29 protein-coding genes and 2 tRNA genes are annotated in these 25,504 nt (G+C 68.7%); 22 read left to right on the top strand and 9 right to left on the bottom strand.

Annotated elements, in window-relative coordinates; translation table 11 throughout:
- The first annotated feature begins 111 nt into the window (after positions 1–111).
- The 7 genes from ACIA03_RS02175 to ACIA03_RS02145 all read left to right on the top strand — a co-directional run bounded on the left by ACIA03_RS02175 (position 112) and on the right by ACIA03_RS02145 (position 6,913).
- A complete protein-coding gene (locus ACIA03_RS02175; protein WP_396978788.1) occupies positions 112–1,083 on the top strand; it encodes an ABC transporter substrate-binding protein in 972 nt (323 codons plus the stop codon).
- Positions 1,080–1,889 (top strand): ABC transporter permease, encoded by an 810-nt coding sequence (locus ACIA03_RS02170; RefSeq protein ID WP_396978786.1) that lies wholly within the window; start codon positions 1,080–1,082, stop codon positions 1,887–1,889. The genes ACIA03_RS02175 and ACIA03_RS02170 overlap by 4 nt, the downstream gene beginning before the upstream one ends.
- Entirely contained in the window at positions 1,886–2,662 is a 777-nt protein-coding gene (locus ACIA03_RS02165) for an ABC transporter permease (protein ID WP_396978784.1), read from the top strand. Before ACIA03_RS02170 ends, ACIA03_RS02165 begins: the two co-directional genes overlap by 4 nt.
- 41 nt (positions 2,663–2,703) lie before the next feature.
- Positions 2,704–3,519 carry an ABC transporter ATP-binding protein gene (locus ACIA03_RS02160; protein ID WP_396978782.1) on the top strand — a complete coding sequence of 272 codons (816 nt, stop codon included), beginning with the start codon at positions 2,704–2,706 and terminating at the stop codon, positions 3,517–3,519.
- A 58-nt stretch (positions 3,520–3,577) separates the two neighbouring features.
- Positions 3,578–5,371, top strand: a complete 1,794-nt coding sequence (locus ACIA03_RS02155) for a hypothetical protein (protein ID WP_396978780.1) — start codon at positions 3,578–3,580, stop codon at positions 5,369–5,371.
- A 76-nt stretch (positions 5,372–5,447) separates the two neighbouring features.
- Positions 5,448–5,521 (top strand) — tRNA-Asp (locus ACIA03_RS02150).
- A 657-nt stretch (positions 5,522–6,178) separates the two neighbouring features.
- Positions 6,179–6,913, top strand: a complete 735-nt coding sequence (locus tag ACIA03_RS02145) for a hypothetical protein (protein ID WP_396978778.1) — start codon at positions 6,179–6,181, stop codon at positions 6,911–6,913.
- Positions 6,914–6,994: 81 nt separating this feature from the next.
- Here the strand turns inward: ACIA03_RS02145 and ACIA03_RS02140 are convergent, their stop codons facing one another.
- Entirely contained in the window at positions 6,995–8,041 is a 1,047-nt protein-coding gene (locus tag ACIA03_RS02140) for a hypothetical protein (protein ID WP_396978776.1), read from the bottom strand.
- Positions 8,042–8,338: 297 nt separating this feature from the next.
- Here ACIA03_RS02140 and ACIA03_RS02135 point away from each other — a divergent pair, with 297 nt between their 5' ends.
- Together ACIA03_RS02135 and ACIA03_RS02130 are read left to right on the top strand one after the other, a co-directional pair.
- Positions 8,339–8,671, top strand: a complete 333-nt coding sequence (locus tag ACIA03_RS02135; protein WP_396978774.1) for a WhiB family transcriptional regulator — start codon at positions 8,339–8,341, stop codon at positions 8,669–8,671.
- Between the two features lie 25 nt (positions 8,672–8,696).
- Positions 8,697–9,053, top strand: coding sequence for a metallopeptidase family protein (locus tag ACIA03_RS02130; RefSeq protein ID WP_396978772.1), 357 nt, complete (start codon positions 8,697–8,699; stop codon positions 9,051–9,053).
- A 7-nt stretch (positions 9,054–9,060) separates the two neighbouring features.
- On the opposite strand, the gene crcB is transcribed toward ACIA03_RS02130, so the two are convergent.
- Genes crcB through ACIA03_RS02115 form a run of 3 tightly spaced genes read right to left on the bottom strand, consistent with a single transcriptional unit; the run spans position 9,061 to position 10,865 of the window.
- Positions 9,061–9,429 carry a fluoride efflux transporter CrcB gene (crcB, locus tag ACIA03_RS02125; protein ID WP_396978770.1) on the bottom strand — a complete coding sequence of 123 codons (369 nt, stop codon included), beginning with the start codon at positions 9,427–9,429 and terminating at the stop codon, positions 9,061–9,063.
- Positions 9,426–9,902 carry a fluoride efflux transporter FluC gene (locus tag ACIA03_RS02120; protein WP_396978768.1) on the bottom strand — a complete coding sequence of 159 codons (477 nt, stop codon included), beginning with the start codon at positions 9,900–9,902 and terminating at the stop codon, positions 9,426–9,428. The genes crcB and ACIA03_RS02120 overlap by 4 nt, the downstream gene beginning before the upstream one ends.
- Before the next feature lie 18 nt (positions 9,903–9,920).
- A complete protein-coding gene (locus ACIA03_RS02115; RefSeq protein WP_396978766.1) occupies positions 9,921–10,865 on the bottom strand; it encodes an ATP-binding protein in 945 nt (314 codons plus the stop codon).
- A gap of 313 nt (positions 10,866–11,178) precedes the next feature.
- Between ACIA03_RS02115 and ACIA03_RS02110 the strand changes: the two genes are divergently transcribed.
- The 6 genes from ACIA03_RS02110 to ACIA03_RS02085 all read left to right on the top strand — a co-directional run bounded on the left by ACIA03_RS02110 (position 11,179) and on the right by ACIA03_RS02085 (position 16,538).
- Positions 11,179–12,621 carry an NAD(P)/FAD-dependent oxidoreductase gene (locus tag ACIA03_RS02110; RefSeq protein ID WP_396978764.1) on the top strand — a complete coding sequence of 481 codons (1,443 nt, stop codon included), beginning with the start codon at positions 11,179–11,181 and terminating at the stop codon, positions 12,619–12,621.
- A 146-nt stretch (positions 12,622–12,767) separates the two neighbouring features.
- Positions 12,768–13,607 (top strand): alpha/beta fold hydrolase, encoded by an 840-nt coding sequence (locus ACIA03_RS02105; RefSeq protein ID WP_396978762.1) that lies wholly within the window; start codon positions 12,768–12,770, stop codon positions 13,605–13,607.
- Positions 13,604–14,524 (top strand): metal-dependent hydrolase, encoded by a 921-nt coding sequence (locus ACIA03_RS02100; protein WP_396978760.1) that lies wholly within the window; start codon positions 13,604–13,606, stop codon positions 14,522–14,524. Before ACIA03_RS02105 ends, ACIA03_RS02100 begins: the two co-directional genes overlap by 4 nt.
- Positions 14,521–15,597 (top strand): PDR/VanB family oxidoreductase, encoded by a 1,077-nt coding sequence (locus tag ACIA03_RS02095; RefSeq protein ID WP_396978758.1) that lies wholly within the window; start codon positions 14,521–14,523, stop codon positions 15,595–15,597. The genes ACIA03_RS02100 and ACIA03_RS02095 overlap by 4 nt, the downstream gene beginning before the upstream one ends.
- Before the next feature lie 49 nt (positions 15,598–15,646).
- Positions 15,647–16,180 carry a GNAT family N-acetyltransferase gene (locus tag ACIA03_RS02090; protein WP_396978756.1) on the top strand — a complete coding sequence of 178 codons (534 nt, stop codon included), beginning with the start codon at positions 15,647–15,649 and terminating at the stop codon, positions 16,178–16,180.
- Positions 16,181–16,259: 79 nt separating this feature from the next.
- A complete protein-coding gene (locus ACIA03_RS02085; protein ID WP_396978754.1) occupies positions 16,260–16,538 on the top strand; it encodes a hypothetical protein in 279 nt (92 codons plus the stop codon).
- Between the two features lie 16 nt (positions 16,539–16,554).
- Here ACIA03_RS02085 and ACIA03_RS02080 read toward each other — a convergent pair whose 3' ends face one another.
- Positions 16,555–17,397, bottom strand: a complete 843-nt coding sequence (locus tag ACIA03_RS02080; RefSeq protein WP_396978752.1) for an IclR family transcriptional regulator — start codon at positions 17,395–17,397, stop codon at positions 16,555–16,557.
- Here ACIA03_RS02080 and ACIA03_RS02075 point away from each other — a divergent pair.
- Genes ACIA03_RS02075 through dmpG form a run of 3 tightly spaced genes read left to right on the top strand, consistent with a single transcriptional unit; the run spans position 17,396 to position 20,192 of the window.
- Positions 17,396–18,211: a 2-keto-4-pentenoate hydratase gene (locus tag ACIA03_RS02075; protein ID WP_396978751.1), complete on the top strand. Its 816-nt coding sequence runs from the start codon at positions 17,396–17,398 to the stop codon at positions 18,209–18,211. The genes ACIA03_RS02080 and ACIA03_RS02075 overlap by 2 nt on opposite strands.
- A gap of 5 nt (positions 18,212–18,216) precedes the next feature.
- A complete protein-coding gene (locus tag ACIA03_RS02070; protein WP_396978749.1) occupies positions 18,217–19,170 on the top strand; it encodes an acetaldehyde dehydrogenase (acetylating) in 954 nt (317 codons plus the stop codon).
- A 2-nt stretch (positions 19,171–19,172) separates the two neighbouring features.
- On the top strand, positions 19,173–20,192 hold the full coding sequence (gene dmpG / locus ACIA03_RS02065; protein WP_396978747.1) for a 4-hydroxy-2-oxovalerate aldolase: 1,020 nt from the start codon (positions 19,173–19,175) through the stop codon (positions 20,190–20,192).
- A gap of 50 nt (positions 20,193–20,242) precedes the next feature.
- On the opposite strand, the gene ACIA03_RS02060 is transcribed toward dmpG, so the two are convergent.
- The gene (locus ACIA03_RS02060) at positions 20,243–20,455 is read right to left on the bottom strand and encodes a hypothetical protein (protein WP_396978745.1); all 213 of its coding nucleotides are present in this window, start codon (positions 20,453–20,455) and stop codon (positions 20,243–20,245) included.
- 250 nt (positions 20,456–20,705) lie between these two features.
- Here ACIA03_RS02060 and ACIA03_RS02055 point away from each other — a divergent pair, with 250 nt between their 5' ends.
- Entirely contained in the window at positions 20,706–21,245 is a 540-nt protein-coding gene (locus ACIA03_RS02055; RefSeq protein ID WP_396978743.1) for a hypothetical protein, read from the top strand.
- Between the two features lie 81 nt (positions 21,246–21,326).
- On the opposite strand, the gene ACIA03_RS02050 is transcribed toward ACIA03_RS02055, so the two are convergent.
- The 3 genes from ACIA03_RS02050 to ACIA03_RS02040 form a co-directional block, all read right to left on the bottom strand.
- A tRNA-Arg gene (locus tag ACIA03_RS02050) sits at positions 21,327–21,399 on the bottom strand.
- Between the two features lie 304 nt (positions 21,400–21,703).
- The gene (locus ACIA03_RS02045; protein ID WP_396978741.1) at positions 21,704–22,204 is read right to left on the bottom strand and encodes an AAA family ATPase; all 501 of its coding nucleotides are present in this window, start codon (positions 22,202–22,204) and stop codon (positions 21,704–21,706) included.
- 13 nt (positions 22,205–22,217) lie between these two features.
- Positions 22,218–22,538, bottom strand: coding sequence for a hypothetical protein (locus ACIA03_RS02040; protein ID WP_396978739.1), 321 nt, complete (start codon positions 22,536–22,538; stop codon positions 22,218–22,220).
- A 115-nt stretch (positions 22,539–22,653) separates the two neighbouring features.
- On the opposite strand from ACIA03_RS02040, the gene ACIA03_RS02035 reads away from it, so the two are divergent.
- The 3 genes from ACIA03_RS02035 to mgrA all read left to right on the top strand — a co-directional run bounded on the left by ACIA03_RS02035 (position 22,654) and on the right by mgrA (position 25,434).
- Positions 22,654–23,496, top strand: coding sequence for an LLM class flavin-dependent oxidoreductase (locus tag ACIA03_RS02035; RefSeq protein WP_396978737.1), 843 nt, complete (start codon positions 22,654–22,656; stop codon positions 23,494–23,496).
- A 475-nt stretch (positions 23,497–23,971) separates the two neighbouring features.
- The gene (locus tag ACIA03_RS02030; RefSeq protein ID WP_396978735.1) at positions 23,972–24,379 is read left to right on the top strand and encodes a DoxX family protein; all 408 of its coding nucleotides are present in this window, start codon (positions 23,972–23,974) and stop codon (positions 24,377–24,379) included.
- Positions 24,376–25,434 carry an L-glyceraldehyde 3-phosphate reductase gene (gene mgrA, locus ACIA03_RS02025; RefSeq protein ID WP_396978733.1) on the top strand — a complete coding sequence of 353 codons (1,059 nt, stop codon included), beginning with the start codon at positions 24,376–24,378 and terminating at the stop codon, positions 25,432–25,434. The genes ACIA03_RS02030 and mgrA overlap by 4 nt, the downstream gene beginning before the upstream one ends.
- Positions 25,435–25,504 lie beyond the last annotated feature (70 nt).

Genomic DNA, 25,504 nt, shown 5'->3' with positions numbered 1-25,504 from the left:
TGACGCCCGGATTCGTGAGATGCAAATCACATTCGTCCGATGTGACCAAGTTGGAGACGTGGCCGAGAGCGACCGCGTCGAATGGGCCCCGGCCCGAGGGAGGGATGAACGATGACCCGTTGGAAGACGACGCTGGGGTCGTTGATCGCTGTGGCGACCGCTGCGGCTGCGCTGGCCGCGTGCGGCGGTGGCGCGAGTGAGGACAAGACCGGTGGCTCGGGGCCGGACAAGGTCGACGTCGGGGTGATTCCGATCGTCGACGTGGCGCCGATCTATCTCGGCAAGGACAAGGGCTTCTTCAAGGACGAGGACATCGACCTCTCCCTGGAGACAGGTCAGGGTGGCGCCGCGATCGTTCCCGGTGTGGCCTCGGGCCAGTTCCAGTTCGGGTTCTCGAACCTGACCTCGTTGATGGTGGCGTCGGAGCAGGGCCTCGGAGTCAAGGTCGTAGCCGCTGGAAACAGCACGACCGGTGAGGTGGGCAAGGACTTCGGCGCCGTCGTGGTGCCGGGCGACAGCACGATTGCCGACGCTGCTGCCCTGGAGGGCAAGAGCGTCGCTGTCAACACCCTCAACAACATCGGCAGCACGACGATCAACAAGGCCGTGCGTGATGCCGGTGGCGACCCGACCAAGGTCAAGTACGTCGAGCTCGCATTCCCCGACATGCCGGGTGCTCTGGCCAACGGCCAGGTCGACGCGGCGTGGGTCGTGGAGCCGTTCTTGACCATCACGAAGGGGCAGGGGGCCAAGCCGGTGGTGTGGAACTTCGCCGAGACCGACCCGAACCTGATGATCGCGGCGTACTTCACCTCGCCGAAGGTCCTCGCCGAGGACCCGGATCTGGTCAAGCGCTTCACTGCCGCCCTGAACAAGTCGCTGGACTATGCCCAGGACAACCCCGACGAAGCGCGGGCGATCATCCAGACGTACACCGAGCTCGACGCGGATGCGGCCGCGAAGATCACCTTGCCGAAGTGGTCGAGCACGATCGACGAGAACTCGTTCACGGTGCTCGGCGACCTCGCCGTGACCGACGGCGCGCTGAAGTCGAAGCCCGACATCGGAGCACTGCTGCAGTGAGCGCCACCTCAGTGGTCGGGTGGCGGGCGAGCATCGGAAGCTCGCCCGTCGCCCGCGGGCTTGCCGGGGTCGCCGGCCTGGTGTTCCTCCTGGAGCTGGTGCCTCGCATCGGGGTCGTGGACCCCCGGTTCTTCCCGCCCTTCAGCGCGATGATGGGTGGCCTTGCCGACCTGGTCGTCACTGTCGAGTTCTGGGTCGCACTCGGCCAGACCCTGCGGGGTTGGGCGATCGGTCTGGCGATCGCCTGCGGCGCTGCGATCCTGGTCGGTCTGCTGATCGGCACCGTCGGGATCGCTCGTACGATGACGGCCTCGACCATTGAGTTCCTCCGGCCGATTCCGTCGGTGGCGTTGATCCCGCTCGCCGTCGTGCTCTACGGCAGCCAGATGCAGGCCACGCTCATCCTCGTCGTCTACGCGAGCTTCTGGCAGATGCTGGTCCAGGTGCTCTACGGCACTCAGGACGTCGACCCGGTCGCTCGTGACACCGCCCGGTCGTTCCGGTTCTCGGCGGTACGCCGGATTCGCTCGGTGCTGTGGCCCACAGCGCTGCCGTACGTGATGACCGGGTTCCGCCTGGCGGCTGCGGTTGCACTGGTCCTGGAGGTGTCCGGTGAGCTCATCATCGGCAGCCCGGGCCTCGGCAACCGGCTGGCCGTGGCTCAGTCCTCCGGCGCGGTGGACAAGCTCTATGCGATCGTCATCGTGACCGGGATCCTCGGTGTCACGGTCAACCTGGGTGCCCGCTGGATCGAGCGTCGCACGATGCGCTGGCATCCCTCTCAGCGAAGGGAGACGGCGGTATGACGGCCTTGCTCCAGAGGGCCGCGGCCCTACTCACGCTCCCGGTCCTGCTCATCAGCCTGTGGTGGGTCGTGACCGATGCAAGCACCAACTTCTTCTGGCCGCCTCTGCGCGAGATCGTCGGAGTCTTCCCGGAGACGTGGCTCGAAGGCCGGATCACCACAGACGTCGTGCCGAGCCTGCTGCGGCTGCTCGGGGGCTACGCCGTCGCCGTAGTGGTCGGTGTCGGTCTTGGTATCCTGGCCGGCTCCTCTTCCGGGTTCCGCTCGATCACCGAGCCGCCGCTGGAGTTTCTGCGGGCGATCCCGCCGCCGGTGCTGGTGCCCGTGCTGGTCCTGATCGCCGGCACCACCGATCTGACGAAGGTGTTGGTGATCGCCGTCGGGTGCGTGTGGCCGATCCTGCTCAACACCATCGAGGGCGTACGCAGTATCGACCCGGTGTACTCCGACACTGCCGCGGCCTACCGCCTCCGGCTGGTGACGAGGCTGCGCACGGTGGTGCTGCGCGGCGCCAGTCCCCAGATCGCTGCCGGGTGCAGGCAGGCTCTCTCCATCGGTCTGATCCTGATGGTGATCAGCGAGATGTTCGCCGCGACCAACGGTCTCGGATTCACCACCATCCAGTTCCAGCGCGCGTTCGCGATGCCTCAGATGTGGAGTGGGATTCTGCTGCTCGGGGTCATCGGCGTGATCCTTTCGCTCGTGTTCCGCCTGGTCGAGAGTCGCGCGCTGGCGTGGTACCACGGGCTGCGTGCAGCCGAGAGGAAAGGCTGATCCTGTTGTCCACAACTACTGACGTCACCGAGGAAGATCAGATGGCGACCCCTACCGAGCCGGTGCTCGACGTGCAGGCGCTGAAGAAGACCTACCAGACCCGTCAGGGGGGCGTGGAGGCGATCGCCGAACTCACCTTTGCAGTGAAGCCGGGGGAGTTCGTCTGCATCGTCGGGCCTTCCGGCGCGGGAAAGACGACCTTGCTGCGCTGCATCGGCGGTCTGCTTGCGCCGACGTCGGGACAGGTGGTCCTCGCCGGAAACAAGGTCACCGGGCCCCCGAAGGACATGGCGGTGGTCTTCCAAGAGTACGGTCGCAGCCTCTTTCCGTGGCTCACCGTCGCCCAGAACGTCGAGCTCCCGCTCAAGGAGAAGGGCTTGGCGAAGCATCTGCGAACGAAGCTCGTCACGGATTCCTTGGACGCTGTCGGCCTGATCGACTTCGCCGACTCCCACCCGTGGGAGCTCTCCGGAGGCATGCAGCAGCGGGTCGCGATCGCGCGGGCGGTGGCGTACGAGCCCAAGGTGCTGATGATGGACGAGCCGTTCGCAGCCGTCGACGCGCAGACCCGTGCTGACCTCGAGGATCTGGTCAGATCGCTGTGGTCGCGCCTGGGCATCACGGTGCTGTTCGTCACCCATGACATCGAGGAGTCGGTCTACCTGGCCGAACGCGTCGTCGTGCTGTCTGCGCGGCCCACCGTGGTGCTCGACGTGGTCGATGTGGACCTTCCGGTCGAGCGCGACCAGCTGACCACCCGCTCCTCTCCGCGGTTCGCCGAGCTGCGGGCCGAGGTCTACTCGCTGGTCCAGGCAGCCAAGCGGGGAGAGCGGTCAACGACCTCAGCTGTCGACTGACGTCAGGGCAGTCCCGTCGTGACAACGGATCACGGGCCGGCCCTGGCAGTATTCTTACGTGGTCTCGCTTCTCTACCTTCACGGCGTCGGCAACGGCGACCCCCGCGACGCCTGGCGCCGTGCTCTGGACAGTTCGCTGCGGGATGCCGGCTACCCGGGGCTCGACGAGGTCGAGGTGATCGCGCCGAAGTATCCCGACGTGCTGCGCACCGACGACGGCGACAAGACCATCAAGATCCCGCCGGTCACCACCCCGAGACTGAGTGCCGAGGAGCAGCGGAACGTACGCCGCCGCGTCGAGCGCGCGACCGCCGAGCTGGAGATGATCCTGGGCGAACCCGTACCCGCCTCGCCGGTCGGCGTGACCGACTCGTTGGCGCCGATCGTGCTCCGGGTGCTCCGCCAGGCCCACAACTACGTGACCAAGCCGGGCATCCGGGCACGTACGCTCCGGATGGTCCTCGACGAGCTCCCCGAGGAGGGGGAGATCGTCATCGTCGGCCACAGTCTCGGCTCGATCATCGCGATCGACCTGCTGCGCCGGCTCCCGCCGAAGCTGACGGTCACCGGGCTCGTGACGATCGGCAGCCCGGCCGCCCACCCGAACCTCCACGAGGACTCCGACCGGCTGGAGATGAAGGCGCCGGTCGACCACGTCGGCTGGTGGGTCAACGTCTGGAGCAACGGCGATGCGGTGACCGGCCTGCGCGGCATCTGGCGACACTTCCCCTGGGCCCTCGACCTCCAGGTCGGGCTCGGCCTCGACCACCGCACCACGACCTACCTGCGTTCCAAGCCGGTCGCCACCGCGATCGGCCGCGCCCTGTTCGGGTCCCTCAGCAAGGAGGTCGCCGTCGTCGAGGGCACCCCCGACGTCGCCCTCAACTCGCTCGAGGTGCGTCTGGCGTTGTGGCTCGCCTACGCCCAGTTCCTGCGCGACCACCTCAAGGGTGCCACCCAGGAGCGATTCGGCGCCGCCCTCCGCGTCGTCCAGCACGAGGTCCTGGAGAGGGTGATCGAGAACTACCAGACCGATGACGTACGCATCCCTCAGCAGCTCCTCGACCTGCGTGTCTCACCAGACACTCCCGGTGACCGGGACCTGCCCCGGCCCAAGCCGCTGACCCAGCTCTCCAAGGAGGAGGCCGTCCTCGCCCTGGTGGCGCTGGCGACCGCCAACCCGGTTCGGCCCTACGAGATCGACGTCCCCGATGACGTACGCCGCCAGGCATTCCACGACCTGACGGTCTGGATGGGACTCGGAGGAGGGCTCGGCGAGAACCTGCACATCGCCATGCAGTCGGCGTCGAAGGCCGTCTACCCGGTCGACCAGTGGAAGCTGTGGGTCGGCATCGGGATCGGCGCCGCGGTGCTCGTCGCCGGACCGATCGGGCTCGCCCTGGCCGCCCCCGCCGGGCTGGCCGGGGGAGCGGCGATCATCGGCGCGCTCTCCGCCTTCGGGCCCGGCGGGATGGTCGGCGGACTCGTCACCGCCGGGGCGATCACCACCACCGGCGCCGGCACCATCGCCGCCACCCTCGTCTCCAGCTCGTCCACCGCCGAGGACGTCGAGGTCACCGTCATCCAGCTCCTCACCGCCGCGATCCTGCGGTCCCGCGAAGGCCTCGAGCAGGACCTCGGCGTGTGGCTCGCGATGTCCGAGATCCAGCGGCAGACCGGGCGCGAGGTCGCCCGGCTCGCCGCCTACAGCGACGACAAGGCCCCCGGCGTCGAGGCCCTCCGGCGCAAGGCCCGCGCCGCCGAACGGGCGATGGCCTACATGGTCAAGAACCGCCTCGTGGAGGGTCTCACCGACGAGGAACCCAAGGGCGAGGAGCCCTTCGAGGAGTAGGACGCGTCCCCGATTGTGAATCCCCCGCACCCATGGGCTATGTTTTTCCCGTTGCCGCAGAGAGCGGAAACAACAAGGCCCTGTAGCGCAGTTGGTTAGCGCGCCGCCCTGTCACGGCGGAGGTCGCGAGTTCAAGTCTCGTCAGGGTCGCGGACGAATCAGAGGGGACGTGTGTCGCTTATAGCGACCGCGTCCTCTTCGCCATTTACATGGCGCGCTCCGCGCGCGGCGGGGATATCCCCGCACCCCTTAGTTGCTCGGGGTGATGTGTCGGCAGAGCTTCGGCCGCGGCGGGGGATATCCCCCGCACCCCCTTAGTTCCGCGGTGTGGTGTGTCGGACGGGGGCTCTTTGCACGCCCTGGCTGCGCGGGGTGATCGTTCGCTCGCTGGTCGAGCCGCCGGAGCCGCTAGGCGGAGGCGTGTCGAGACCACACAGTTCTCGGCGCGGTCGATGGGTACGCGGTTTGACCCTGTTTGGTGTGGCTGGAGGGTCTTGTTTCCGTTGGTGTGACTTGTGGGTCGGGTGTTGTTCCGGGAGGGCGGGACACGCCGGGCGGTGGCGAGCGCGAGGGGCCGTGTGCGTGGGAGGGTGGTCGTCCTGCTTCGGTAGGAGTCTCGGGCCAGAGGTCCCCTCGATCTCACCCCCGGTTCGGGCCGTTCGACCCTGTGGGATATAAGCCGATTTGACGGTAACGTGCGGGCTGCTGTGCTCTCGTGAGAGGATTCTGCCGCTTGTGTCGACGTCGCAACTCGGCATGGCACGGGGGAACGACTAAGACGTTCGGTATTCAGGAGGCAACACCACCATGTCGTCGTACTACCCGCATCGGCCGCCCCATGCGGCGAGTGCGGACGAGCTTGCGTCGCGGATGCAGACGAACGGTGCCTACCGCACCCCGGCCGCCCCCGCGCAGCAGCAGCCCTCCGCCCTCGGTTGGGACCAGCGTCCGCAGCAGTCCCAGGCCCAGCCGCAGTATCAGGAGCCGGCGATCCAGCAGCCGGCCGTGATGGCACAGACCACCGGAACGCACTGGCCGCAGTTCGTCAACAACAACCGCCTCATCGGTGCGCTCGTGGCCGGCTTCGCCGCCACTCAGCTCGCCACGATGTTCGGCTACTGGGTCTACGGCCTCGGCATCATGGAGACCTCGCTGGACTTCGCGATGTTCAACGGCATGATCCTGACGCCGTCGGCCACCGCCAACGAGGCCAACTTCGCATCGATGCAGTGGTGGTCCGGCATGGGCTTCCACTACTTCAACGGCATGGTCTTCGCGCTCGCGTACGCGCTGATCATCTTCCCGTGGCTCGGCAAGACCCACACCACCTCGAGCAACCTCGCGCGCTCGCTCGGCATGGGCATGTTCCTTGCCACCGCCTCCTGCGGCTGGTGGATCCCGGCCCTGCACCCGGAGTCCATGATCGGTATCGACCCGGGCTTCTTCTCGATCAACCTCGGGTGGGGCACCGTGCTGGCGGTCTACCTGTGGCACGTCGTCTGGTCGATCGCCCTCGGCCTGTTCTTCAACCCGCAGGACTGATCTACGACCAACACGAGAGCCCCAGCCGATCGGCTGGGGCTCTCGTCGTATCCGAAGAAGAAGGCCGTACGCAGCGGCCGGCTACTCGGGCCAGGCGTCGAAGACCTGGCCACCGTTGGTGGTCAGGTGGTTGTGCAGCTGCTCGCCGGCAGCGGCGTCGCGCAGCGTACGCAGCACGAGGCGGCGCCGGTCGGACGGGTTCGCCGTCGGCGGTCCGGGGGTCAGCGCCATCGTCTCGGTGACCCGCTCCGCGAGGAGACGCAGGTGACTGCGCTCGCCACCGGCGTAGATGACGTGGGTGTGCTCCAGCGGAGAGGCCCACAGGATGTTGCCCTCGACGACGATCAGGCGTGACTCGGTGGCCATCACCTTCATCTCGACGTCGGTCATGTTCTGGATCATGTCGGCCCCGGCGAGGATCGACTCGCCCTCGTGCAGGAACGCGGGGAGCGCGTGGGCGAGGTTGGCCTCGATCAGCGCGGCCTCCTCGCGGGCCCGCTGCTGGGCTCCGATCTGACCACCGTAAGCGCCGCCGACGGCGCGCTGGGCGCCGGTGTTCGGTGCTTGGCCGTAGCCGCCGGTGTTGGTGCCGTACGGGCCCTGGTTGGGGTAGTAGGAGCCGGTGTTCGGGTAGGAGGAGCCCGGCGGCGGGTATGCCCCCGGGGCCGGTGCGACACCGTAGTTGTTGGGGGCGGGCGCACCGTAGGGGTTCGCGGCGCCATGTTCGCTGCCCCAGCTGGCGTCGACGGTCACCTGCGCGCCGGCGGCTCGCGCGGCGTAGTCGAGGGTCGGGAAGAAGTCGTGGAAGGCGTCCTTGTCCCGGATCTTCATCGTCGTGGAGTAGGACGAGCCGGGGACCAGCGCCTCGATGATGAAGTCGCCCAGGCTGGGCGGCGGAGGAACGCCGATGAAGGTGAGCACGGCCAGGTTGACCGAGAACACGCGCTCGTGGAACTCGAACATGACCCGGCGGTCGGTCAGGAATGCGTGACCCGAGGCATTGCCCTCATGGGGGAACCTGACCGCCACCCGGGCCCACTGGACCTCACCGGGCTGGAGCAGCGACTTCACCAGAAGCCAGTCGCGGGTCTCCGAGGCGGTGGCTCGGCTGTTGGGATCATGCGCCATCCGTCGGTGGAAATCCTCCACCGGTCGGTGGCCCACGGTGATGGACGCCGAGGCCCTTTTCATTGAGCGCATGGTCGCAAACCCTAGCCCTTCCTCCCCTTAGTGTGGACAGTTTGTACCAGCAGGGTCGCGAAGTTGTGGAATCCCCTGATGTAGATGACACCTCAACTCTGCGGGATCGCTCCAAGCACCTACCTATTGACAGAAAACTGACAGGCCAGCCGACCACCCTCTTCGGTGGGTATCCCTGACGACGGGGATCAGCGAGGGGATGGGGCTGTGATGACTGGTTCGCCTGTGGCGACGGCAAGAGAGACGACCGGCGTGCACTGGAGCGAGCTGCCGTGCGCGATCGAGGACGGCGACCTGTGGTTCGCCGCGACCAGCGCGGATGCGGACCGGGCCAAGGAGCTGTGCCGTACGTGTCCGCTGCAGCGCTCCTGTCTGCAGGGCGCGATCGCCCGGCAGGAACCCCACGGCGTGTGGGGCGGCGAGGTCTTCTACGAGGGAATCGTCGTCGCACGCAAGCGCACCCGCGGCCGCCCGCGCAACGGAGAGCTCCACCAGCGGGACCTGGAGCGCCAGGCTCGCGCAAACCTGCGGAAAAACACTTCGGTGGGTGCGGCGTAGCCTGTCACCCGGCAGAATAGCTCCTGTGGGGATTGAGATAAGCCCAGAGCGCTTCGACGCACTCGTGGACCAGGCGCTCGACGCCATCCCGGACGAGCTGGCCGCCCAGGTGCACAACCTCGTCGTGCTCGTCGAGGAGTGGCCGCCCGAGGGCGAACCTCAGGACACCCTCGGTCTCTACGACGGAGTGGCGCTGACCGACCGCAACGACCTCTACGGCCTGACGTTGCCGGACCGGATCTTCATCTTCCGCCAGCCGCTCCAGCAGATGTGCGCCGACGAAACCGAGCTGGCCGCCGAGATCCGGATCACCGTCATCCACGAGATCGCCCACCACTTCGGCATCGACGACGAGAAGCTCCACGAGCTGGGCTGGGCCTAGGCGCGGTCTAGAGCGTCGACCCGATCACCCAGCCGAGGCTGACCGCAGCGGTCCCGATCGCGAGCGAGCCGAGGACGTTCAGGGCGGCCGATCGCCACTGTCCGCTCTCGGCCAGGCGGACGGTCTCGTACGAGAAGGTCGAGAACGTCGTCAGCGCCCCGCAGAACCCGGTGCCGGCCAGGGTGAGCACCCACGCCGGAAGTACGCCGCCCGCGGCCGCCCCGGCGAGCAGGCCGAGCAGGAGGGAGCCGACGGCGTTGACCGCCATCGTCCCCCAGGGGAAGTCGGCACCCGTCCACTGCCGGACGTAGAGATCGGTCACGTAGCGCGCCGGCGCGCCGATGGCGCCGCCGAGCAGGACCAGGAGCGCGGTCATCGGTCCTCTCCTCGGCCCGGGTTCGGGGCCGGGTCCGGATACAGATCGGGGTCGATGCCGTCGACCACCACCTCGCGGCCGCTGTCGAGCACGACGACCCGGCCGAGCGTCAGCCCGAGCCAGGCGGCGGCGATCCCGGCGACCACGGAGGCGAGCAGGTAGATCAGTGTGAGCGCGGGCGCATGACCGGCCAGGACGTACGTCTCCCGCTCGTAGGTCGAGAAGGTGGTGTAGCCACCGAGGACGCCGACGCCGAGGAACGGGCGCAGGTAGCGGGTGTTTGACCACGGGCCCAGGACGAACGCCATCAGCACGCCCAGCAGCAGGCAGCCGGTGACGTTGGTGAGGAACGTCGCCCACGGCCAGGCGCCATCGCTGTGGGGGAGGGCGGTCGCGAGGCCCCAGCGGGCGAGCGAGCCGAGCGCTCCGCCGGCGGCGATGGGGGCGAGCAGGTCGCCATGGTCACGCAGCACGCGGCCAGCGTACGGCTTCTAGAAACGGGGGCCGGCCATCTGGGCCGCGCTCCACCGGGTGGGGCGGCCGCCGGCGGCCTGGGTGAGGTATTCGCCGAGGAACCAGCGCTGAAAGCTGATCTGCTCGGGGGAACGGGCCAGGACGAGCAGGCGCTCCTGGCGGCAGAACTCGTCGATGAGGTCGAGCATGTCGAGGAAGCGGCGCACCGTCTCGGCCGCCGACCGCGGCATGCGTACGTGCAGGTCAGCCGTCTCCCGGTCGCTGCCCGGGCTCGACCCGATCACCCCGGAGAGCTGGCCGTGGCCGAGACCGTCGAGGAGCTGGCGTTCCAGCGAGCCGAAGAGGGCCGAGAGGCTGGCGGCGAGCGGGTAGTCGTTGGCGTGGGCGAGCGAGAGGAGCCGCACTTCCCGCCGCAACTCCCGGAAGTGGTGCTGGAAGCCCCGGTAGAGGGCGAGAGGTACGCCGAGGATGCTGACCTCGACGGTCTCGGTGCCGAGGCGCTCGGGCTTCGGCGGTGCGCCCGCAGGCCCGGTGATCACGCCCTCGACCCCGTCGCCCTCGTCGATCTCGGCCGCGGGGGTGAACCAGACGGTCTTGCCGGACGCGTCGATGTCGGCGCCCCAGGCGTCCGAGACGCTGGCCACGATCGAGAGGCCGCGGCCGACCGTCAGCAGCACCTCGTCCTCGTCGTCGAGGGCGAGCGGAACAGGCAGGAGAGGCGGCTCGGTCGAGGCGTCGCGGATCTCGATGCGGGGGTGGTGGACAGTGCCGCGCATCCGGATCGTGACCGGCGCGGTGCCGTGGAAGAGCGCGTTGGAGACGAGCTCGGAGACACCGAACTCAGCGCACTCGACGAGGTCGGTGCGGTCGATCTCTCTGCAGGCCGCGCGGGCCCAGGCACGGGCGTCCTGGACGGCGCGGGAACCGGTGCGGAGCAGGAGAGCCGGCCGGCTCAACGGCATGGTCTCCTCCTCCGATCTCGCGGGTCGGCATACACACGATCTCGTTGTGTGCTGTTCGTTGCAAGAATTTTCCGCACTTGAAGGTGTCTGATGCGGGCCATGGACGACTAGGGCACAAGGTCCCGGCCACCCTCACAGATTAAAGTCAGCGGGTTTCGACTCGGTAACGGACACGCGGGAGGAACGCATGCTCGGGGGCTGTCCGGCGACTGTGACGAAGTAGTCGCGCCCTGGAATGAACAGATCCGCCGGGATGGTTCAGAATATGAGGTGGAACGTTCAAAAGATCTCGTTTGAGGTAGGGGATTAGGCAATGTCAGCGGACCAGGCAAAGCACCGGGTCGTCATCATCGGTTCCGGCTTCGGGGGGCTCTTCTCCGCGAAGGCGTTCAAGGGCCGCGACGACGTCGAGGTGACCTTGATCGCGAAGACGACCCACCACCTGTTCCAGCCGTTGCTCTACCAGGTGGCGACCGGGATCCTGTCGCAGGGCGAGATCGCTCCGCCGACCCGCGACATCCTGCACCGGCAGAAGAACGCCACCGTGCTGCTCGGCGAGGTCGACGAGATCGACACCGAGGCCAAGACGGTCAAGGCGAGCATTCTCAACCAGGAGATCGACGTTCCCTATGACTCGCTGATCGTCGCCGCCGGCGCTGGGCAGTCCTACTTCGGCAACGACCACTTCGCCGAGTTCGCGCCCGGCATGAAGTCGATCGACGACGCGCTCGAGCTGCGCGGCCGTATCTTCGGCGCCTTCGAGATCGCCGAGCTGACCGCCTCGCGCGGTGAGCCGATCGGTGACCTGCTCACCTTCGTCGTCGTCGGTGCCGGTCCGACCGGTGTGGAGATGGCCGGCCAGATCGCCGAGCTGTCCCGCCGGGTGCTGAAGAAGGACTTCACCCACATCCAGTCCGAGAAGGCCCGGGTGGTCCTGGTCGACGCCGCGCCGCAGGTGCTCCCGCCGTTCGGCGAGAAGCTCGGTGCCAAGGCGGAGAAGGCGCTGGAGAAGGCCGGTGTCGAGGTCGTCCTCGGCGCGATGGTCACCCACGTCGACGAGTTCGGCATCGAGATGAAGTTCAAGGACGGCAAGACCCAGCGGATCGGCTCGATCGCGAAGATCTGGGCCGCCGGCGTGCAGGCCTCCTCCCTCGGCAAGACGCTCTCCGAGCAGACCGGTGCCGAGCTCGACCGTGCGGGCCGGATCGCGGTCAACCCCGACCTGACCCTGCCGGGCCACCCCGAGATCTTCGTGGTCGGCGACATGATCAACCTCAACCACCTGCCCGGTGTCGCCCAGGTCGCGATCCAGGGTGGCAAGCACTCGGCCAAGACCATCAAGGCCCGCCTGAAGGACAAGCCGGAGCCCGGCGACTTCAAGTACTTCGACAAGGGCTCGATGGCCACCATCTCCCGCTTCAACGCGGTGCTGATGATGGGCAACTTCAGGCTCACCGGCATCCTCGCCTGGTTCGGCTGGCTCGTGGTGCACCTGGCCTACATGACCGGGTTCCGCAACCGGCTCACCGCGACCCTGCACTGGATGATGTCCTTCATCGGCAAGGACCGTTCGGAGCGCACCACGACCATGCAGCAGATCTTCGCCCGCGAGGCGCTGGAACGCGTCCCGGGCGGTATGGCCGCCCTCATCGACGACCCGACCGAGGTCGCTCTGCAGGTCGAGCGCCGCCGCAAGGAGCTCGAGGAGCAGGCCGCCGAGGAGTCGCGCCTGGCCGACTCCCACAGCGCCTCGTAGCCGCTGCTTCCTGACCGGCCCGCCGCAGACATGGTCTGCGGCGGGCCGGGGTCATTTCCGGGATCCAAGATCCATGCTTGCTATTGTTTGCGGACACGGTGTCACATTAATCTGTTGATGAGACACCCGCGAACGTAGGAGGACGCGTGACCCTGGTGACCAAACGGCTGGTCGACACGACGGACGGGCTGACGCTCGCGGTCTACGAGCGGGGGCCGGCCGACGCGCCGACGGTGGTGCTGGTTCACGGCTACCCCGACAACCACACCGTCTGGGACGGCGTCGCGAAGGTGCTCGCCGAGCGCTTCCACGTCGTCGCCTATGACGTACGCGGCACGGGGGAGTCGGGGGTTCCCGACTCGACCGCCGGCTACCGCCTGGCGCAGCTCTCCGCCGACTTCAAGGCTGTCCTCGACGCCGTCTCGCCCGATGCGCCGGTGCACGTCGTCGCGCACGACTGGGGCTCCATCCAGACCTGGGAGTCGGTGACCGACCCGGCGCTGGGCAGCCGGATCGCGACGTACGTCTCGATCTCGGGGCCTGACCTCGGGATGGCGACCACGTGGCTGCGGGAGCGGACACACCTCGGGAGCACGCTGCGGCAGCTGGCCCACTCCTGGTACGTCTTCGCGTTCCAGCTGCCGCTGCTGCCCGAGGCGATGGTGCGCTCGGGGCTGCTCGCCCGGTTCGTCGGCGGCGGGTCGCGGCCGACGAAGGACCAGGTCAACGGGGTCGAGCTCTACCGCGCCAACTTCCTCGGCAAGCTGCTCCGTCCGGAGCCGCGGCCGACGAAGGTGCCGGTGCTGGTGATCGCCCCGCGCGGCGACGCCTACGTGACCGTGCCGCTGCAGACCGAGGCGCCCCGGGCGTTCGCGTCGTCCCTGGTCACCCAGGTCATCGAGGGCGGACACTGGGTGGTGGCGACGGAACCTGAGCTGGTCGCGGGCGAGATCGTGGCCTTCATCGAGAAGGAGGGTGTGCGATGAGCGAGAAGACGAAGGAGAGCAAGCGGGGACACGAGCCCGCCAAGGTGGCTCTCCACCCGCGGAACGTGAAGTTCGACTGGAGCCGTCTGCCGCTGGTGTGGATCCCGGGCGAGGTCTTCGCCTCCCACTACATCAACGTGCTGCACCTGCTGCTGCCCGAGGGCGAACGGTGGTTCGTCAAGGTGTTCTCCGAGATCCTGCCGTTGATCGAGGACGACCAGCTGCGCGAGGACGTGATCGGCTTCATCGGTCAGGAGGGCGTGCACGCCGCCGCCCACCAGGAGGTGCAGGACTACTTCACCGACAACGGCCTCGACGTACGCCCGTTCGCGGCCGAGATCGAGGCGTTGTTCCGCAAGATCCTGGGTGACCGCGACCTGACCGGCCGGGCCAAGGAGGAGTGGCTGATCGAGCGCGCCGCGATCATCGCGGGACTCGAGCACCTCACCGCCGTGCTCGGCAACTGGGTGCTGAACTCGCCCGCGCTCGACGAGATCGGCGCCGACAAGACGATGCTCGACCTGCTGCGCTGGCACGGTGCCGAGGAGGTCGAGCACCGCAACGTGGCCTACGACGTCTTCCAGCACGTCGACGGGCGCTACTCCCGTCGGATCCGCTCCTACCTGCTCGGCGGCACCGCGCTGCTCGTCCTGTGGTGGCGTGGCGCGAGCTTCCTGATGAACAACGACCCGACCGAGCCCGATCCCGCCAAGCGGCCCAGGGCCGGGCTGCTCAAGCTGATCGACGCCGAGCGTCGCGGGCTGGTGCCCGGGATCGTTCGGATCGGGTGGGCGACGTGGAAGTTCTTCCTGCCCGGCTACGACCCGTCCAAGGAGGGCTCGACCGCTCAGGCGGTGAGCTACCTGGCCAAGTCGCCGGCGGCGCTGCGCGCCGACGCCATCGCGGAGGGCCAGTGAGTAAGCCGGCGCACTACAGCGTCCCGGACATCCCCGCCTCGAAGCTCTACCGGGGCTTCGAGGCGATCGTCGGGGGCTACTGGACCAAGGCCGCCTACCGCTCCTGGCGACGCCGCAGACCGCTCGGGCGGATCGACCGGGACCTGCACGTGCGCGTCAGCCGGATCGATGAGGAGGGCCTCGACGTCAAGGCGATCTGGTTCGAGCGTGAGGACGGCGGCGACCTGCCGGCCTGGGACCCGGGTGCGCACGTCGACGTGGTGCTGCCCAGCGGGCGGCTGCGGCAGTACTCGCTCAACTCCGATCCCGACGACCTCTCCGCCTACCGGATCAGCGTGCGGCGGATCGAACCGACCGCGGGCGGAGGCGGTGGGTCGGTGGAGGCCCACTTCCTCGCCGTCGGTGACAGGCTCGTCCTGAAGGGGCCGCGCAACGCCTTCCCGTTCGTCGACTCGCCCGCCGGCTACCTCTTCGTCGCCGGCGGTATCGGGATCACTCCGATCCTGCCGATGCTGCGCGACGTGGTGCGGCGGGGTGTGCCGTACGAGTTCGTCTACACCGGGCGCTCGCGCGAGACGATGCCGTTCCTGGAGGAGATCCGGGAGATCGTCGGTGACCACGAGATCCAGCTGTGGCCCGACGACGAGATGGGCGTTCCTGACGCGGCCAAGATCATCTCGATGGCGCCCGAGGGCGCGGCGCTCTACTGCTGTGGGCCGATGCCGATGATCGAGGCGATCCGCGCGCAGATCCCCGACCCGCAGATCGACACGCTCCACTACGAGCGGTTCTCGCCGCCGCCGGTCCTCGGCGGCCGCCCGTTCCGGGTACGCCTCGGCGACTCCGACGTCGAGGTGGAGGTCGGCGCTTCCGAGTCGGCGCTGACCGCGGTCCGCCGGGTGCGGCCGGCGCAGGCGTACTCCTGCCAGCAGGGGTTCTGCGGCACCTGCCGGGTCCGGGTCCTGGAGGGTGAGGTCGAGCACCGCGACCACGCGCTGGCCGAGTACGAGCGCGACGGCCACATGATCCTGTGCGTCTCCCGCGCGAAGGGGACCGTGGTGATCGACGGCTGAGGCCGTTAACGGTTTGCTCGGCGGGCCGCGGGCTGGTGTCCTGTGCGACATGACTGCGCTCACCGTTCCCACCATCGATCTCTACGACTCCTGGGCGGCGTGTGTCGCCGAGTTCGGTGGGGCCCACGTCGACGGTGCCTCCATCCCCGACGAGGAGGCCGCCGACGTGAGCCGGGAGGCGTGCGAGCGGCTGGTCGAGAAGACGGCGCGCGACCGGGACCTGACGGTGCCGCCGCCCGCCGGGCGCGTGCACGCCTCGTCGTTCTGGATCACCGAGGGCGCCGAGGTCGTCGGGTTCATCCAGCTGCGGCACGCGCTCAACGAGTTCCTCGAGAACGTCGGTGGCCACATCGGCTACTCGGTGCGCTCCTCGGCCCGGCGGCGGGGCCACGCCGCGCGGGCCCTCGGGCTGGTCCTCGACGAGGCTCGCGGGCTCGGCCTGGAGAGGGTGCTGCTGACCTGCGACGACGACAACACGGCCTCCGCACGGACGATCGAGTCCCAGGGCGGGGAGCTCCAGGACGTCATCGACGCGGCTGCGTACGGCTACGGGCTCACCCGGCGCTACTGGATCAAGCTGTGAGCGAGCGTCAGCGAGCGACCATCGAGTCCATCACGCGGCCTCCTTCGTATTCTGGCGCCTGCGCTACGGAGGTGGCCGCGTGAGCGAGTCGGGTGTCGCCACCGAGGGGGAGCTGGAGTGGGCGCTGGCCGGTGAGTCAGCCGCGCCCACCGAGCTGGTCGAGGAGGTGCTGACCGGGCTGCGCTCCACCGGGCGTACGCCCGAGGTGGGTGTCGAGGTGCTGCGGGCCGCGGCCTTCCGGCTCGTCTCCGAGGACAGGCTCGACGAGGTCGGCCGGGGCTGGCTGGAGCTCCTCGACGCGGTCCGGGCGCATCCGGACGCCCGGTTGGCCGACCTGCCACCGGCGCGCACCGACTGACCTCAGCTGGACAGTCTCAGCTGGACAGGGAGCGGCGGCGGCTCGCCAGGCTGGAGAGGCCCTGGGCGGCCGCGCGGACGAGCGTCACATGAGCCTCGGGCCGGAAGCGGCCCACGGGGCCGGTGATGCTGATCGCCGCGAGGGCCCTGTCGCCGCCCTCGGCGAGGACCGGGGCTGCGACGCACTGGAGGCCGGCGGCCGACTCCTCGCGCTCGAAGGCGACGCCGTTCTCGAGCGCGGCGGTGAGCTGCCGCTCCAGCAGGCCGGCCGCGACGATGGTGTGCGGCGTACGCCGCTCGAGGGGTCCGCTGAGGACCTCCTGCTGCACCTCGGGGTCGGAGTAGGCGAGCAGGATCTTGCCGATCGCGGTGCAGTGGACGGGCATCCGCCCGCCCGGCCGGGAAGGTGTCTTCGCCTGGCGGTGGCCGCCGATCTTGGCGACGTAGACGACGTCGTGGCCCTCGCGGACGCCCAGGTGGACGGTCTCGTGGGTGCGCTCGTAGAGATCCTGGAGGAACGGCATCGCCAGCTCCAGGAGGGAGCGCTCGACCGAAGCGCGCATGCCCAGCTCGAAGAGGCCGCCGGAGAGGCGGTAGCCGAGGTTGGTGCGGTCCAGGAGCCGGTTGGTGACGAGGTCGCCGGCGACGCGATGGACGGTCGCCTTCGGGAGTCCGGTGCGGCGGACGAGCTCGGCCAGGGAGAGCACCTGGTCGTCGACCGTGAAGGCACGCAGGATGGTCACCGCCTTGCCGAGCACGGTGTCGAGGTCGGCAGGCTGGTGCGGCATGTGGATCACCGTACCGGTCAGCGGGACGGCGGCCCACCTGATCCGGCCCGACTGCTGAGACCGTGGGGGCATGAACGAAGTGACCTCCCCGGCCGATGTCGCCGATGACGCTGCCGTCGTGGCCGCCGCCGACCGGCTGCTGACCGCCGCGGCCACGGGCATCCCCGTGCCGCCCATGCGGGACTTGCTCGACGCGACCGACCTCGTGACCGCCTACGCGATCCAGGAGCGGCTCACCGCCGCCCGGGTCGCCGGCGGCGCCACGATCGTCGGTCGCAAGATCGGACTGACCTCCCAGGCGGTCCGGGAGCAGATCGGCGTGGACACCCCGGACTTCGGCGTGCTCTTCGACGACATGGCGTACGGGGCTGGTGACGTGATCCCGGCCGACGCGATCCTGCAGCCGCGGGCCGAGGCCGAGATCGCCTTCGTCCTCGCTGACGACCTGGCAGACGGCGATCTCTCCTACGACCAGGTCCGGGAGGCCATCGACTACGCCGTCGCCGCGATCGAGATCTGCGGCTCGCGCATCGCCGACTGGAAGATCTCCTTCGGTGACACCGTCGCCGACAACGCCTCCGCGGGCGCCTACGTGCTCGGGACCGAGCGCCGAGGGCTGGACGAGTTCGAGCCCCGCGACGTGACCATGTCGATGTCGATCGACGACGAGGAGGTCTCGACCGGCACCGGGGCCGCGTGCCTGGACGACCCGGTCAACGCGGTCCAGTGGCTGGCTCGCTACGCGCGTGACTTCGGTGAGCCGCTGCGTGCCGGCCAGCTCATCCTCTCCGGAGCGCTCGGGCCGATGCGGCCGATTGTCCCCAGCAACACCGTTCGTTCCACCGTGTCGGGCCTCGGCTCGGTGACCTTCAGCGTAGGGAAGTGACCTCAATGAGCAAGACGAAAGTGGCGATCATCGGATCGGGCAACATCGGCACCGACCTGATGATCAAGGTGATGCGTACGTCCCAGCACCTGGAGATGGGCGCGATGGTCGGGATCGACCCGTCCTCCGACGGTCTGGCTCGCGCGGAACGCTTCGGGTTCGCGACGACCTCCGACGGCGTCGAGGGGCTGATCGGGCTGCCGGGGTTCGACGACATCGAGATCGTCTTCGACGCGACCTCGGCCAAGGCGCACGTCGCCAACGCGGCCGCGCTGGAGCCCTACGGCAAGCGGCTGATCGACCTCACCCCCGCCGCGATCGGGCCCTACGTCATCCCCGCCGTCAACATCGACGAGCACATCGACGCACCGAACGTGAACATGGTGACCTGCGGCGGGCAGGCGACGATCCCGATCGTGGCCGCGGTCGCGCGGGTCGTGCCGGTCGCCTACGGCGAGATCGTCGCCTCGATCTCCTCCCGCTCCGCCGGTCCCGGCACCCGGGCCAACATCGACGAGTTCACCGAGACCACCTCGGGTGCGATCGTGCAGGTCGGTGGCGCCAAGCGCGGCAAGGCGATCATCATCCTCAACCCCGCCGAGCCGCCGCTGATCATGCGCGACACCGTCTTCGCGCTGGTCGAGGGCGGATCCCGCTCCCTCGAGGAGCTGACCGCGGAGATCACCGAGTCGGTCGAGAAGATGGTCGGTGACGTCGCTGCGTACGTGCCCGGCTACCGGCTCAAGCAGAAGGTCCAGGTCCATCCGATCCCCGATGACCAGCCGGTGGAGACACTGCTCGCCTCGGCCGACGAGGCCCGGCCGACCCATCAGGTGTCGGTGTTCCTCGAGGTCGAGGGCGCCGCGCACTACCTCCCGGCCTATGCCGGGAACCTCGACATCATGACGTCGGCCGCGCTGCAGATGGCCGAGCGCATCGCGGCCGCGAAGGAGAACTGACGATGAGCACGCCCATCTACATCCAGGAAGTCTCGCTCCGTGACGGCATGCACGCCGTACGCCACCGGATCACTCCCGAGGACGTCAAGCGGATCGTCATCGCCGCCGACGAGGCCGGCGTCGATGCCATCGAGGTCGCCCACGGCGACGGCCTGACCGGCGGCTCGGTCAACTACGGTCCCGGCTCCAACAGCGACTGGGAGTGGATCGAGGCGGCCGCCTCGGTCATCAAGAACGCCCGCCTGACCACTCTGCTGCTCCCCGGCGTCGGCACCATCCACGACCTGAAGCGCGCCTACGACCTGGGGGTTCGCTCGGTGCGGGTCGCGACCCACTGCACCGAGGCGGACGTGAGCGCTCAGCACATCGCCGCCGCTCGGGAGATGGGGATGGACGTCTCCGGCTTCCTGATGCTCTCGCACATGGCTCCGCCCGAGCAGCTCGCCGAGCAGGCCAAGCTGATGGAGTCCTACGGCGCGCACTGCGTCTACATCACCGACTCCGGCGGCCGGCTGACGATGAACGACGTCCGTGACCGCGCCCGCGCCTACCGCGACGTACTCGACGACGAGACCGAGATCGGCATCCACGCCCACGAGAACCTCTCGCTGTCGGTGGCCAACTCGGTCGTCGCGGTCGAGAACGGTGTCTACCGGGTCGACGCGTCCCTGGCCGGTCATGGCGCCGGTGCCGGCAACTGCCCGATCGAGGCGTTCATCGCCGTCGCCAACCTGTCGGACTTCAAGCACAACTGCGACCTGTTCAAGCTCCAGGACGCCGCCGACGACATCGTCCGGCCGTTGCAGGACCGCCCCGTCCGCGTCGACCGCGAGACCCTGACCATGGGCTACGCCGGCGTCTACTCGTCCTTCCTCCGCCACGCGGAGAACGCGAGCGCCCGCTACGGCGTCGACACCCGCGACATCCTCATGGAGTGCGGTCGCCGCGGCCTCGTCGGCGGCCAGGAGGACATGATCGTAGACATCTGCCTGACAAAGCTGGCGGAACGCGAAGCAGTCTGAGGCAACCCTGGGAGTGTCAGGCGTACGTGGTGCGCCTGACGCTCCCAGGGCTACCATGCCTCATGGGCGAGGGTCTCGATGATCGGCAGGCGCGGGAGAAGCGTGAGGACGATGCTCGGCTGCTTCGGGCTCATCTGCTCATGCAGGACGGGGTCGCGAGCCACGCCCAGCTGACCGCCGGTGGGGTGACGAAGACCGACATCGAGCGGCGGTTGCGTCGCAAGGAGCTCCGGCGCGTCCACCCGCGGGTCTACGTCGATCACGCCGGCCCAATGACATGGCGTCAGCGCGCCTGGGCTGCTGTGCTCTACGCCGAGCCGGCCTACCTGTGCTGGACCAGCGTCGAGGAACCTCGGGGGCGCGACGACGGCTCCCCGATCCACGTCGCCATCGACCACAGCCGCCGGATCCGGCCTCAGAGCGGAATCGTCATCCACCGGATGACGGGGGCTGGAGCAGCGAGCCTATGGCGGTACGCCGCCCCGGCTCGCGGTCGAGGACAACGCGCTCGCGATGGCCCACGAATCCACCAAGGAGATCGACGCGATCGCCCTGCTCGCAGGAGTGGCGAGCAGGACGTACGTCACCGCGGACTCCCTCCGGGCCGCGCTCGACCGCTACCCGTCGATCCGCCGCCGGTCGCTCTTGGCCGGCCTGATAGACGACCTCGAGGCGGGCACGCACTCGGTGCTCGAGCATGGCTACCTCGCCAAGGTCGAGCGCGCCCACGGCCTGCCTGTCGGCACTCGTCAGGCGCTCCGGTCGGGTCCGGCCGGGACCCAGTTCCGCGACGTGGACTATGTGGCGTACCACCTCGTCGTCGAGCTCGACGGCGCCCTGGGCCACGACTCGTGGCGCGACCAGGGCCGTGACGCCGACCGTGCTCTCGACGATCTCGCGTCGGTCGGCTCGAGCACCGCCCGCCTCCGCTTCCACCAGGTCTTCGACACCCCGTGCCAGACGGCCTCCCGGATCGCCAGGATCCTGAGACGCAACGGCTGGACGGGCGCGATGAAGGCCTGCGGCGAGGAATGCCGCATGAAGGACGTCTGACCACGGATCTCTTCAGCGGTGAGGAGAACGTCCACTACCAGTGGGCACGCCTACACATGCCTGGCGGCGGGTGAGCCGGTGTGCCCTCGGGAGGAGTCGAACCTCCATCTCCGGTTTCGTAGACCGGCGTCGTGATCCGTTGGACCACGAGGGCGTTGCGGGGCCTGGAGCCGAACCAGGGCCTCTGGGCTTATGAAGCCCATGGCGTCGCCGGACACCCGCGTTGATACGCCTATCCGCTGGCAGACCCAGGTGCGGCGTACGAAAGTGGCAGCGTTCCGCGCCGACGGGCGGGCTGTCAGAGCGGTCGTCGCCAGCGGCGCAGGGCGGAGGAGGTAGGCGCAGCGTCGACATGCATGTCGGTTCTCACGGCCTCTCCTCTCGCTGGTCCGGCAGGGCGCCGGAGGTTGTGGGACAACGCTAGGCCGCAACCCGGTGAGGTCGCCAACGGTTTATCCCTACACGCCGATCCGACGGAGGATCTCGTCTGTCACGTCAACGAGCGGTCGGGTGGCGTCGACGACGCAGCCGTCCGGCACCTGCTCCTTCGTCTCGTGCAGCCGGATGCTCAGCGCCCGCTCCTCGGGCTGGCCGCCCCAGTCGGTCGGGTCGATTCGTACCCGCTCGTCGATCCGCCGCAGCATCGTCTCGAGATCGACCTCGAGGATGAAGACGCCGTCGAAGAGGCCGATGAACTTCGAATGATTCCGGCTCCCACCGCAGAAGAAGGTCACCGGATGGGTCCGGTCGGCCACGAGTTCCTGCACCCGGGCGACGTCCCAGATGTGCTCGCCGATGGCGTCGTCGCGTTCGGCGGGCAGACCCGTTTCCGGGTCGCCCCGGTAGGCGAGCTCGCGATCACCATGGATCGCCTGGTGTCCCCGCCGACGCAGCTCGTCGCAGACCGCGGTCTTCCCGGCGCCGGAGACGCCCTCGACGAGATAGTTCCTGATGCCCATCGCGATCGCCGCCTCACACCGTACGCCGCATCCGGACGTTCGGACCGAACTCGGGGTCTTCCCACGGCAGGCCTACCGTGGCGAACCCGAGGTGCGTGAAGACAGCAGCACCGCCAGGTGTGGCGTTGCACCAGGCGACACCACCGCCACGGTCGGCGACATGGGCGAGGCGCTCTGCGGCATCCTGGGCGGCGTATGTTGCCACGTCGGGATGGTCCTCGCCCGGGATCCGCGCCACCTCGGGGGACGTGCCGCCGTGCAACACGACAGCCCGTAGCCGATGTGTCCGGCCTGCTGCGACCTGCGAGATCTCGAGACGCTCCGCGGAAGCCATGCTGTGAACGTATCGGGCAGTGCCCGGAGTTTCGACCGGTTTGCGTCCTTGGGCAGGGAGTGGCCGGCAAGAACGGTCAAGCGGACTGTCGGCGGACGCGTCTAGCGTGAGGGATATGAAGTACGGATTCGTCGGAAGCTTCGGTACGCCCACTCAGCATGTCGAGCTCGCCCGCGAGGCGGAGGCCCACGGCTGGGACGGCTTCTTCACTTGGGACGCGATCAGCATGGGGCCGTTCGGGCCGACCTGGGACCCGTTCGCGGTGCTTGCGTCGGTGGCCGCGGTCACCGAGCGGATCACGCTCGGCGCGATGGTGTTCGCGGCGCCGCGGCATCGGCCGTGGGAGTTCGCGCAACGGGCGCTGACGATCGACCATCTCTCGGGTGGGCGGCTGGTGCTGCCGGTGGGCGTCGGGGTGCTCGACGATCAGGGCTACACCTCGGTCGACGGGCAGCTGACCGGGCTCAAGGAGCGGGCCGAGCTGCTCGACGACCTGCTCGGTTTCCTGGAGCGGTCGTGGAGCGGCGAGCCGTTCGCCTTCGACGGCACGCACACCCACGTCGGCGAGATGGTCTTCCCCGAGCCGCCGGTCAACGGGCGGATCCCGGTATGGCCGGTCGGGGTGTGGGACGTCGAGCGTCCCCCGGCCAAGAACCTGCAACGTACGCTGCGCTGGGACGGTATCGTCGCCCAGATCCGCAGCTCGATGGACGAGCCCGGGCCGGCCGAGATCGCGGCCCTGCGCCAGTGGCTGAGCGCCCACGCCGAGGCAGAGAAGCCGTTCGAGATCGTCACGCCCGGTCAGCTCTCCGGAGATCGTGAGCAGGACGCCGACCTCGCGCGCGCACGCGCCGACGCCGGCGCCACCTGGTGGATCGAGTCGTGGTGGGATCCGGAGACCACGACCCCCGAGACGTTGCTGGAGAAGGTGCGCCAGGGTCCGCCGCGTCATGGCTGAGGTCGGGGTCGATGAGGTTCACCGCGGCACCCTGGTTGCGCTGCTCGGCCTGATCGGGGAGCGACGTCGACGGTGAGTGGATCGACCCGCAGGGCCGTTACTTCCGGCACCGTCCGAATCACGACCTCGTAACACCCACCGCGACTACGGAATCGGAGTCACAGTAGTTTGACGACGATTCCGTAGTCGCGATTCACGAATACGATGTCGTAGTAGCGGAGGTGGGTCGCCTCGTGGCGGCTCCGCGGTGCGGAGTCGCTGGTCGATGACGTTCTGGCGGACATTGCTGAGATCGTCGAGCGCGAGGTTCCCGCCGATGGTGCTCATCGGGGTCTGGTCGACGACATCCGCACCTTCACTGCCAATCTGAGGGCGGGGCATTCCGTGGGAGCGGAGCTGAGCGGATCCCGGGAGTCCTGAGGTCACTGGGTGACTCCACGGCTCCCTGGTTGGGCGAACGTGACAGAGTCGTCCCGTGAGCAATGAGACTTCTTCTCTCGACCTGCCGCTGGTCGGTCTGGCCGCGCTGTTCCTGGGATCGGGGACCCTGCATCTGGTGAGACCGCAGGTCTTCGAGCCGATCGTCCCGCCGCAGCTGCCGGAGGCGCGCAAGGTGGTCGAGATCTCCGGGATCGCGGAGATCGCCTGCGGGCTGGGGCTGCTGCACCCGAAGACCCGCAGGATCGCGGGGCTGGCGAGTGCCGCGCTGCTGGTCGGTGTGTTCCCGGCCAACGTGCAGATGAGCGTCGATGCGGGGAAGCGGGCGAACCGGAAGCGCACGCCCAAGTCCGGCGCCTTCTTCGCGGGCACGGTCGCGCGGCTGCCGCTGCAGCTGCCGATGATCAAGGTGGCGCTGCGCGCCGGAAAGAAGAGCGACGCATGACGTACGTTCCTGCCGAGTCGCGCTACGACGCGATGCAGTATCGGCGGACCGGGCACAGCGGCCTGGACCTGCCCGCGGTCAGCCTCGGGCTGTGGCACAACTTCGGTGACGACCTGGCGTTCGAGCGGCAGCGGGCGATCCTGCGTACGGCCTTCGACGCGGGCATCACCCACTTCGACCTGGCCAACAACTACGGCCCGCCCTACGGGTCGGCGGAGGAGAACTTCGGCCGCCACCTGCGCGGCGACTTCGCGGGGCTGCGGGACGAGCTGGTGATCTCGACCAAGGCCGGCTGGGACATGTGGCCGGGGCCGTACGGGAAGATCGGCGGCTCGCGGAAGTATCTGATCTCCAGCCTGGACCAGTCCCTGAAGCGGATGGGGCTCGACTACGTCGACATCTACTACCACCACCGTCCCGACCCCAGCACGCCGCTGGAGGAGACGATGGGCGCCCTCGACCAGATCGTGCGGTCCGGCAAGGCGCTCTACGTCGGGCTGAGCTCCTACTCCTCGACGCTGACCCGCGAGGCGGCGGCGATCCTGCGCGACCTCGGCACCCCGCTGCTGATCCACCAGCCGTCCTACTCGATCCTCAACCGCTGGCTCGAGACCGACGGCCTGCTGGACACCCTCGACGAGGTCGGTGCGGGTGCCATCTCGTTCTCGCCGCTGGCGCAGGGACTGCTGACGAACAAGTATCTCGGCGGCAGTGTTCCCGAGGACTCGCGTGCGGCCAAGGCTCGGTTCCTGACTCCCGAGGCGCTCACGTCCGAGACGCTGGCCGGTATCGAGTCGCTCAACGCTCTCGCAGAAGACCGCGGCCAGACGCTCGCCCAGATGGCACTCGCCTGGGCGCTGCGGGACCCCCGGATGACCTCGGTCGTCATCGGCGCCTCCCGCCCCGAGCAGGTCACCGACTGCCTCGGTGCGCTCGCCGGACCCGAGCTCACCACCGAGGAGCTGGCCAGGATCGACGAGTACGCCACCGCGACCGGGATCGACCTGTGGAAGCGCGACCGGGTTCATGGTGATCACCGCGAGATCTTCAACTGACCTACGAACCAGCTGAACCGCGCTGGTCCGGGATGCGGATTTGCTACCGTCGCGGGGCCTTCGTTGTTGC

The sequence above is a fragment of the Nocardioides sp. NPDC051685 genome, from assembly GCF_044453405.1.
GTDB lineage: Bacteria > Actinomycetota > Actinomycetes > Propionibacteriales > Nocardioidaceae > Nocardioides.
This window is presented reverse-complemented; position numbering and strand designations above follow the sequence as displayed.

Coding starts and splice junctions, on each gene's coding strand:
- ACIA03_RS02110 (WP_396978764.1), top strand. CDS start 11,179: ATGTCAGCGGACCAGGCAAAGCACCGGGTCGTCATCATCGGTTCCGGC.
- mgrA (WP_396978733.1), top strand. CDS start 24,376: ATGACGTACGTTCCTGCCGAGTCGCGCTACGACGCGATGCAGTATCGG.
- ACIA03_RS02145 (WP_396978778.1), top strand. CDS start 6,179: ATGTCGTCGTACTACCCGCATCGGCCGCCCCATGCGGCGAGTGCGGAC.
- dmpG (WP_396978747.1), top strand. CDS start 19,173: ATGAGCACGCCCATCTACATCCAGGAAGTCTCGCTCCGTGACGGCATG.
- crcB (WP_396978770.1), bottom strand. CDS start 9,429: ATGACCGCGCTCCTGGTCCTGCTCGGCGGCGCCATCGGCGCGCCGGCG.
- ACIA03_RS02055 (WP_396978743.1), top strand. CDS start 20,706: ATGGCCCACGAATCCACCAAGGAGATCGACGCGATCGCCCTGCTCGCA.
- ACIA03_RS02080 (WP_396978752.1), bottom strand. CDS start 17,397: ATGCCCCCACGGTCTCAGCAGTCGGGCCGGATCAGGTGGGCCGCCGTC.
- ACIA03_RS02160 (WP_396978782.1), top strand. CDS start 2,704: ATGGCGACCCCTACCGAGCCGGTGCTCGACGTGCAGGCGCTGAAGAAG.
- ACIA03_RS02115 (WP_396978766.1), bottom strand. CDS start 10,865: ATGCCGTTGAGCCGGCCGGCTCTCCTGCTCCGCACCGGTTCCCGCGCC.
- ACIA03_RS02035 (WP_396978737.1), top strand. CDS start 22,654: ATGAAGTACGGATTCGTCGGAAGCTTCGGTACGCCCACTCAGCATGTC.
- ACIA03_RS02045 (WP_396978741.1), bottom strand. CDS start 22,204: ATGGGCATCAGGAACTATCTCGTCGAGGGCGTCTCCGGCGCCGGGAAG.
- ACIA03_RS02075 (WP_396978751.1), top strand. CDS start 17,396: ATGAACGAAGTGACCTCCCCGGCCGATGTCGCCGATGACGCTGCCGTC.
- ACIA03_RS02040 (WP_396978739.1), bottom strand. CDS start 22,538: ATGGCTTCCGCGGAGCGTCTCGAGATCTCGCAGGTCGCAGCAGGCCGG.
- ACIA03_RS02090 (WP_396978756.1), top strand. CDS start 15,647: ATGACTGCGCTCACCGTTCCCACCATCGATCTCTACGACTCCTGGGCG.
- ACIA03_RS02140 (WP_396978776.1), bottom strand. CDS start 8,041: ATGGCGCATGATCCCAACAGCCGAGCCACCGCCTCGGAGACCCGCGAC.
- ACIA03_RS02100 (WP_396978760.1), top strand. CDS start 13,604: ATGAGCGAGAAGACGAAGGAGAGCAAGCGGGGACACGAGCCCGCCAAG.
- ACIA03_RS02165 (WP_396978784.1), top strand. CDS start 1,886: ATGACGGCCTTGCTCCAGAGGGCCGCGGCCCTACTCACGCTCCCGGTC.
- ACIA03_RS02175 (WP_396978788.1), top strand. CDS start 112: ATGACCCGTTGGAAGACGACGCTGGGGTCGTTGATCGCTGTGGCGACC.
- ACIA03_RS02070 (WP_396978749.1), top strand. CDS start 18,217: ATGAGCAAGACGAAAGTGGCGATCATCGGATCGGGCAACATCGGCACC.